We start from the raw sequence: 7,942 nt of genomic DNA on the forward strand, positions 1-7,942 counted from the left end.
GGTCGCCGGCCCGGCCGTGGTGCTGGCCGGCAGTGCTTCCAAGGCGACCAACGCCCAGGTGGCGCGGTGGCTGGCGCAGCAGCGTCCGGCCCTGCGCATCGACCCGCTCGCGCTGGCCGAGGGCGCGCCGCTGGTGGATCAGGCGCTTGGCCTGATCGCCTCCCACGCGGAGCCGGCGCTGGTCTATGCCACCACCACGCCCGAGGAAGTCAAGGCGGCGCAGGCCGCGCTCGGCGTGGAACGCGCGGGCCATCTGGTCGAGCAGGCCCTGGCCGCCATCGCCGCCGCCCTGAAAGCGCGCGGCACGCGCCGCTTCGTGGTGGCCGGCGGAGAAACCTCGGGCGCGGTGGTGCAGGCGCTGGGCGTGCGGGCCCTGCGCATCGGCACGCAGATCGCGCCGGGCGTGCCCGCCACCGTCACGCTGGACGCGCAGCCGCTGGCGCTGGCGCTCAAGTCCGGCAACTTCGGCGGCGTGGATTTCTTCGACGAGGCATTGCGGCAACTCGGAGGTGAGGCATGAGCACCGAAGCCAGCCTGCGCGACGAGATCTGCCGCATCGGCGCCAGTCTCTTCCAGCGCGGCTACACCGTCGGCAGCGCCGGCAATATCAGCGCGCGTCTGGATGACGGCTGGCTGATCACGCCCACCGATGCCTGCCTGGGCATGCTGGACCCGGCCGCCATCGCCAAGGTGGATGCCGGCGGCGCCTGGGTGGCCGGCGACAAGCCGTCCAAGACGCTGACCCTGCACCGCGCCATCTACGACAACAACCCGCAGGCCCATGGCGTGGTGCACACGCACTCCACCCACCTGGTGGCGCTGAGCCTGGCGGGCGCCTGGCAACCGGACGATGTGCTGCCGCCGATCACGCCCTACTACGTGATGAAGGTGGGGCATATCCCACTGATCCCCTACCATCGTCCGGGCGACCCGGCGGTGGCGGCGCGCGTCGCCCAGCTTGCCGCCGAGGTGCGCGGCGTGCTGCTCGCGCGCCTTGGTCCGGTGGTGTGGGAAGCCACCGTCTCGCGCGCGGCCTTCGCGCTCGAGGAACTGGAAGAAACCGCCAGACTCTGGCTGATGCTCAAGGACAAGCCCGACCCGCTCGACGAACACGCCCTGGCCGAACTGCGCGACACCTTCAAGGCGCGCTGGTAAGCCCGCCGGCTCACACGGCATCACAAACAAGGCCGGACCACTCCACCGCACGCCCCGCTGACGCCGGGGCCGCGGCAAGGGGAGCGTTCGCCCCCGGCTCGCCGCGCGAGCCGGGAAACAGGAGACGACAATGAACCCATCCACCCCTGCCGCGCTGACCGGCGCCGGCCACCGCCTGGATCAGGACATAGAAAAACGCGCCTACAGCAAGGTGTTCTGGCGCATCATGCCCTTCCTGATGCTGTGCTATGTGATTGCCTACCTGGATCGCGTCAACGTCGGCTTTGCCAAGCTGCAGATGGCGCAGGACCTGGCCTTTTCCGAAACGGTGTTCGGCCTGGGCGCCGGCCTGTTCTTTATCGGCTACTTCCTGTTCGAGGTGCCCAGCAACCTGCTGATGCACAAGCTTGGCGCGCGTATCTGGATCGCGCGGATCATGATCACCTGGGGCATCATTTCGGCGCTGTTCGTCTTCGTCAGGACGCCCACCACCTTCTATGTCATGCGTTTCCTGCTCGGCCTGGCCGAGGCGGGTTTCTATCCCGGCGTGATCCTCTACCTGACCTACTGGTACCCGGCCAACCGGCGCGCCAAGATGATCGCGCTGTTCATGTCGGGCATTCCTGTGGCCGGCATGTTCGGCAACCCGCTGTCGGGCTGGATCATGGATGCCTTCCATGACTACGGCGGCATGCGCGGCTGGCAATGGATGTTCCTGCTCGAAGCGTTGCCCGCGTTCCTGATCGGCATCGTCACGGTGTTCGTGCTCAAGAACGGCATCGACCAGGCGCCCTGGCTGGATGCCGACGAAAAACGCGTGCTCAGGCGCAATATCGAGGAGGACGCGCGCCAGGCCAATGCCGCGGGCACCGGCCACTCGCTCGCCGCCGTGTTCGCCGACCGCCGCGTATGGTGGATGTGCCTGATCTACTTCTGCTTCGTCACCGGGCAATACGCGCTGACCTTCTGGATGCCCACCCTGGTCAAGACCAGCGGCGTGAGCGGCAACCTCAATATCGGACTGCTCAGCGCCATTCCCTTTATCTGCGCCATCGTGGTGATGAACCTGCTGGGCCACAGCGCCGATTCCCGCCGCGAGCGCCGCTGGCACCTGATCGTGCCGGCCCTGATGGGCGCGGTGGGCTTTGCCATTGCCGCCTCGTTTACCCACAATACGGTGGTCGCCATCGCGGCGCTGTCCCTGGCCGCCGCCGGCGTGCTGACCTGTGCCCCGCTGTTCTGGTCGCTGCCCACGGCCTTCCTGTCCGGCCTCGCCGCGGCTTCCGGTATCGCCGTGGTGAACTCTGTCGGCAACCTGGCGGGCTTTGTGGCACCTTACATGGTGGGCTACCTGACCGACCTCACCCATAGCACCCAGTCCAGCATGTACGTGCTGTCGGCCATGCTGGTGATCGGCGCGGGCCTGGTCTGGCTGACGCCGGCCAGACTGGTCAACCGCTGATGCAGGCAGCAGGAACGCAACAACGCAAGAACAACCGAAATCTCCTGGAGCACCGCATGCCGCGCTTTGCCGCCAACCTGTCGATGATGTACACCGAACACGCCTTCCTGGACCGCTTCGCCGCTGCGGCGGCGGATGGCTTCACGGCAGTGGAGTACCTCTTTCCCTATGAACACCCCGCCGCCGAGATCCGCGCGCGCCTCGATGCCAACGGCCTGACCCAGGCGCTGTTCAACGCCCCGCCGGGCGACTGGAGCGCTGGCGAGCGCGGCATGGCTGCCCTGCCCGGCCGCGAAGCAGCGTTCCGCGACGCCTTCGGCCGCGCGCTGGAATACGCCGCCGCGATCGGCAACCGCAAGATCCATGTGATGGCCGGCCTGGTGCCTGCCGGCGCCGACGATGCGCGCCATCGCGCGTGCTACCTGGAGAACCTGGCCTATGCCGCGCGCACGGCCGCCGCGCAGGGCGTGACGGTGCTGATCGAGCCGATCAACACGCGCGACATGCCGGGCTATTTCCTCAACCGGCAGGACGACGGCCAGGCGATCTGCAAGGAGGTCGGCGCGGCCAACCTCAAGGTGCAGTTCGACTGCTACCACTGCCAGATCGTGGAAGGCGACCTCGCCGTCAAGCTCAAGCGCGACTTTGCCGGCATCGGGCATATCCAGATTGCCGGCGTGCCCGAACGGCACGAGCCGGACCTTGGCGAACTGAACTATCCCTACCTGTTCGACGTGATCGATACGCTCGGCTACGACGGCTGGATCGGCTGCGAGTACCGTCCGCGTGCCGGTACCACGGCAGGGCTGGGCTGGCTCAGGCCTTACCTGAAGGGCTGAATGAAGGGCTGAATGCTGGGCTGGACGCCCCGCCTTCGGCATCCATCAAGCGATGCCGCCGCCCGCGGCGGCACAACTGGAAGACAGAGATGCATGTACTGATCACCGGCGGCGCCGGCTTTCTCGGCCTGCAACTGGCCCGCCTGCTGCTCAAGCGCGGCACCCTGGAAATCGACGGCAAGCCGGCCGCCATCTCAGGCCTGACGCTACTGGACGTGATAGCGCCACCCCCGCTGGACGACGCGCGCGTGCGCGTGGTCACCGGCGACCTGTCGGACCCCGCCGTGCTGGCGCAAGCGATCGATGCGCGCACCGGCGCGGTGTTTCACCTCGCCGCGGTGGTCAGCGGCCAGGCCGAGGCGGATTTCGACCTGGGCATGCGGGTCAATCTCGACGCAGCCCGCGCCTTGCTGGAAACCTGCCGCGCACTGCATCAGCGGCATGGCCAGCGGCCGCGCGTGGTGTTCACCAGTTCGGTCGCGGTCTACGGCGGCGCCCTGCCCGCCGTGGTGCAGGACGATACCGCGCTCAATCCGCAATCTTCCTATGGCGCGCAGAAGGCGATCGGCGAGCTGCTGCTGTCCGACTACAGCCGGCGCGGCTTCGTCGATGGGCGCGTGCTGCGGCTGCCCACCATCAGCGTGCGGCCGGGCAAGCCCAATGCCGCTGCCTCGTCGTTCGCCAGCGGCATCCTGCGCGAGCCGCTGGCCGGCGAGGCCGCCAATTGCCCGGTTGCGCCGGATACGCCGCTGTGGCTGCTGTCGCCGCGCGGGGCCATCGCGGCGCTGGTGCGTGGCATGGAGATCGATGGCGCAGCATTTGGCGAGCGGCGCACGCTCAACCTGCCTGGCCTGTCGGTGACGCCCGCGCAGATGGTGGCGGCGCTGCGGCGGGTTGCCGGCGATGCCATGGCGGATCGCGTGACCTGGCAGCGCGAGGCGCGCATCGAGAATATCGTCGGGACCTGGCCGGCCGCCTGGAATACGGCGCGGGCGCTGGCGCTCGGATTTCAGGGGGACGAGAGTTTCGACGCGGTGATTCGCGCGTATATGGAGGACGCGGGGATCGGGAAGGCTTGAGCCGCATGGCTTTCCCGAGCCGGCGCTGGCGGCGCCGGCCAGCGGGGCCGGCACCGCCAACGCGCAAACCTGGGAATGCTCAAGCTTCCGGCTTCACCGCCTCGTAAGCCGTGACGGTCTCCCGTACCGGCCCGGGAATCGGCGCCGACTTCTGCGTGGCGGGATCGGCGCAGACGTAGACGATCTCGCCGGTGATCAGGTGCTCATCCCCCCGGTACATCTCGACCCGGAACAGCATGCTGGAGCGCCCCAGCCGCGCGATCCGGCCGCGGATATCCAGCATGTCGTCGAAGCGCGCGGAAGCGTGGTACTCCAGCGTGGACTTGACCACGAAGATATCCACGCCATGCGCGTGCAGCACATCCTCCGGGTACCGGATTCCCACCGCGCGCCAGTATTCCGTGACGCAGATGTCGCAGTAAGTCAGGTAATGCGCATTGAAGACGATCGACTGCGGATCGACCTCGGCCCAACGCACGCGCAGCGGCATGCTGTGGCGGAAATCTTCCTTTGCCATGACGGCGTTCCCCTTGAGTGCCGGCCGGACTCCGGCCCAGTGTGAAAACGGCGCCGCCCCCCCGGACAGGGCGGCACCGGCCAGATGCGGGCTATGCCGCGCTCATTGCGGCTTGTTCAGCCCCAGTTTGTCGATGATGGCCTTCTCCTTCTTCACCGTATCCGCGGCAAAGTGGGCGTATTGCTCGCTGCCCATATAGAACGGCTCCATATCGAACTTGGCCAGCGCATCGCGGTAATTCTGCATTTCCATGGCCTTCTTGAAGCCATCGTGCAGTTTCTTGACGACCTTCGGGTCGGTGCCCTTCGGCGCCACCACGCCAAACGGCGAGGTCTGCACGATGCCCAGGCCCAGTTCCTTGAGCGTCGGCACATTGGGGAAGCGCGCCGAGCGCTTCTCGCCCCAGGTAGACAGCAGGCGCAGCTTGCCTGTTTCCACGTATTGCGCCCAGGCTGGCGTGTCCGCCACCGACATCACATGCCCGCCCAGCAGGGCCTGCATCGATTCGGAGTTGCCCTTGTAGGGAATGTGCGAAAACTGCACGTTCTGCTTCATGGCCAGCTCTTCCATGGTCAGGTGCAGCGTCGTCATCGAGCCCGGCGAGCCGTAGGTGAGCCGGCCCGGGTTGGCACGGGCATAGGCGATGTAGTCCTGCATCGTCTTGATCGGCGAATCCACGGGCACCACCAGGCCAAACGAATAGCCGGCCAGGTTGATCACATAGGAGAGGTCCTTGACCGGGTCCCAGTTGATCTTGGTGGTGTACGGCAGGCGGTAGACAGGCATCGCTACCTGGGCCAGCGTGTAGCCGTCGGGCTGGGTCGTCTGCATCAGCTGGGCCGGCAGCACGCCGCCGGCGCCCGGCTTGTTCTCGATGATCACCGGCTGGCCGAAGATCTTGGAAGCGTTCTCGGCCAGCACGCGGAACGGCAGGTCGGTGGAGCCGCCGGCGGTGTAGCCGATGATCAGCCGGATCGGGCGTTGCGGGAAATTGTCCGCCTGCGCGAGGGCCGGTGCGCTGGCCAGCCCCAGGGTTGCCGCGGTGGCGGCGAGCGCGCCCGCTTGGGCGAGGAAATGGCGGCGTTGCATGAGTCTCTGTCTCCTGTTTCTACTGCTTAAGGTGATGCACTACAAGGTGATGCACTACAAGTAAAGCCAAAGCCGAGGCCAGCTGGAACGGGGGGTCTGCGACCGCTTCGGGATGGTTGCGGCGATTGTGCGGCGAACCGGGCTCAGCCGCGGTCGAAGGCGGTGCGCAAGGCCGCCACGGCGTCCGCATGGGCGCCGGCCACCGCCGGGACGAAGCGTCCCAGCTTGAAAAAATCGTGGATCATGCCCGGGTAGTCCGCCAGATGCGCCGGCACGCCCGCGGCGCGCAGCTTGGCCGCATAGGCCACGCCTTCGTCGTGCAGCGGGTCATAGCCGGCCACGGCGATCCACGCCGGGCAGCAGCCGTGCACATCGGCGCCCTTGCCGCCGCCGTCGAGCGGGGCAAAGCGCCAGTCGTCGCGGCTGGCCTCGCTGTCCAGGTATTGCGAGAAAAACCACTGGATCATCGGCCCCGTCAGCAGATAGCCCTCGGCCAGCGCCCGGTGCGACGGCGTGTCCTGCCGCGCGCTGGTGCCGGGGTAGATCAGCATCTGCAGCACCGGCGACAGGCCCAGATCGCGAGCATGCACCGCACAGGCGCCGGCAAGCGTGCCGCCCGCACTGTCGCCGCCCAGGGCGATGCGAGTGGCATCGGCGCCCAGGCGCGCGGCTTCGTCGAACACCCACCGCATCACGTCGAACGCATCGTTGGCCGCGTGAGGGAACTTCCATTGCGGGCCGAGCCGGTAGTCGACCGACAGCACCATGCAATCCGCCCGCAGACAAAGCAGCCGGCACAGCGGATCATGCGAATTGACGCTGCCGACGGTGAAACCGCCGCCATGGAAATACAGCAGGAGGGGAAGCGGGTCGGCCCAGCTGGCTTCCCGGGGTGCGTACAGGCGCACCGGGATGTGATAGCCATCGCGCGCGGCCACGGACAGGTTTTCCACGCTGTACACGGGCAGCGGCGCGATATCCATGATGGGCGCGCTTTTTTCGTAGGCGGTCTTCGCGTCGATCGGGTCCAGCTCGTGGATGCTCGGACGCTTGACGCGCCCGATCAGCTCCAGCAGCGCCGCCACCTGCGGTTCGAGCGGAGCCGACGGCATGCCTGGCGATGCGGGCGCAGGGTGAGCGGATCCGGAGGACGGGGTAGACGGCGCAGCGGACATAAGGCGGATCAATGCAGTGGACAACGAAGCTCGGGCAAGACAGCCGGATTTCCGGCGGTATCAGCAAACCGGTGTTCTAATTGTGAACGGTCGTTCGATTTTAGTATGATTCCAGATGTTTCTGCAGCAGTACATATGAAATTTCCCTAGGGCTGGTCAGGGTGGCAGGTTTTGCGCGATCATCGACCATCGTCAGAAAAAACAGAAATTACCTCACCGACGGAGACAGTACAGATGGCCTTCATTTATTACCTCACCCATATCCACCTGGATTTCGGCACCATCGGCCAGCTCAAGGCGGAGTGCGAGCGTATCGGCATCCGCCGCCCGCTGGTGGTCACCGACAAAGGCGTGGTCGCCGCCGGTGTAGCCCGGCAGGCGATCGACGCGCTGGGCGGGCTGCCCCACGAACTCTTCGACGAAACGCCGTCCAACCCGACCGAGGCCATGGTCAAGAAAGCCGCCGCGCAATACCGGGAAAGCGGCTGCGATGGGCTGGTGGCGGTGGGCGGCGGCTCCTCCATCGACCTCGCCAAGGGCATTGCGATCCTCGCCACCCACCCCGGCGAGCTGACCACCTACGCCACCATCGAAGGCGGCAGCGGCAAGATCACCGAGCGCGCGGC

General features: G+C 67.0%; 9 protein-coding genes. 6 read left to right on the top strand and 3 right to left on the bottom strand.

Translation table 11 applies throughout. From position 1 onward, the window contains the following. From P3W85_RS36405 to denD, 5 genes are all read left to right on the top strand, one after another. On the top strand, nucleotides 1-520 hold a 520-nt coding region (locus P3W85_RS36405; protein ID WP_276268340.1), incomplete at its 5' end, for a nucleotide-binding domain containing protein. Continuing rightward, nucleotides 517-1,155, top strand: a complete 639-nt coding sequence (locus P3W85_RS36410) for an aldolase (RefSeq protein WP_276268341.1) — start codon at nucleotides 517-519, stop codon at nucleotides 1,153-1,155. The genes P3W85_RS36405 and P3W85_RS36410, both read left to right, overlap by 4 nt. 130 nt (nucleotides 1,156-1,285) lie before the next feature. After that, the gene (locus P3W85_RS36415; RefSeq protein WP_017227626.1) at nucleotides 1,286-2,617 is read left to right on the top strand and encodes an MFS transporter; all 1,332 of its coding nucleotides are present in this window, start codon (nucleotides 1,286-1,288) and stop codon (nucleotides 2,615-2,617) included. Nucleotides 2,618-2,673: 56 nt separating this feature from the next. Continuing rightward, nucleotides 2,674-3,456: a 2-oxo-tetronate isomerase gene (gene otnI / locus P3W85_RS36420; protein WP_276268342.1), complete on the top strand. Its 783-nt coding sequence runs from the start codon at nucleotides 2,674-2,676 to the stop codon at nucleotides 3,454-3,456. Nucleotides 3,457-3,545: 89 nt separating this feature from the next. Beyond that, complete coding sequence (gene denD, locus P3W85_RS36425) at nucleotides 3,546-4,535, top strand: D-erythronate dehydrogenase (protein ID WP_276268343.1); 990 nt, start codon at nucleotides 3,546-3,548, stop codon at nucleotides 4,533-4,535. 79 nt (nucleotides 4,536-4,614) lie between these two features. Here denD and P3W85_RS36430 read toward each other — a convergent pair whose 3' ends face one another. The 3 genes from P3W85_RS36430 to P3W85_RS36440 all read right to left on the bottom strand — a co-directional run bounded on the left by P3W85_RS36430 (nucleotide 4,615) and on the right by P3W85_RS36440 (nucleotide 7,253). Beyond that, entirely contained in the window at nucleotides 4,615-5,052 is a 438-nt protein-coding gene (locus tag P3W85_RS36430) for a YbgC/FadM family acyl-CoA thioesterase (RefSeq protein WP_276268344.1), read from the bottom strand. 102 nt (nucleotides 5,053-5,154) lie between these two features. Next, nucleotides 5,155-6,141, bottom strand: a complete 987-nt coding sequence (locus tag P3W85_RS36435; protein ID WP_017228275.1) for a tripartite tricarboxylate transporter substrate-binding protein — start codon at nucleotides 6,139-6,141, stop codon at nucleotides 5,155-5,157. 143 nt (nucleotides 6,142-6,284) lie between these two features. After that, nucleotides 6,285-7,253, bottom strand: coding sequence for an alpha/beta hydrolase (locus tag P3W85_RS36440; RefSeq protein ID WP_276268345.1), 969 nt, complete (start codon nucleotides 7,251-7,253; stop codon nucleotides 6,285-6,287). Between the two features lie 297 nt (nucleotides 7,254-7,550). Between P3W85_RS36440 and P3W85_RS36445 the strand changes: the two genes are divergently transcribed. Further along, on the top strand, nucleotides 7,551-7,942 hold a 392-nt coding region (locus P3W85_RS36445), incomplete at its 3' end, for an iron-containing alcohol dehydrogenase (protein ID WP_276268346.1).

It is taken from the genome of Cupriavidus basilensis (genome assembly GCF_029335485.1).
Classification (GTDB): Bacteria; Pseudomonadota; Gammaproteobacteria; order Burkholderiales; family Burkholderiaceae; genus Cupriavidus; species Cupriavidus basilensis_E.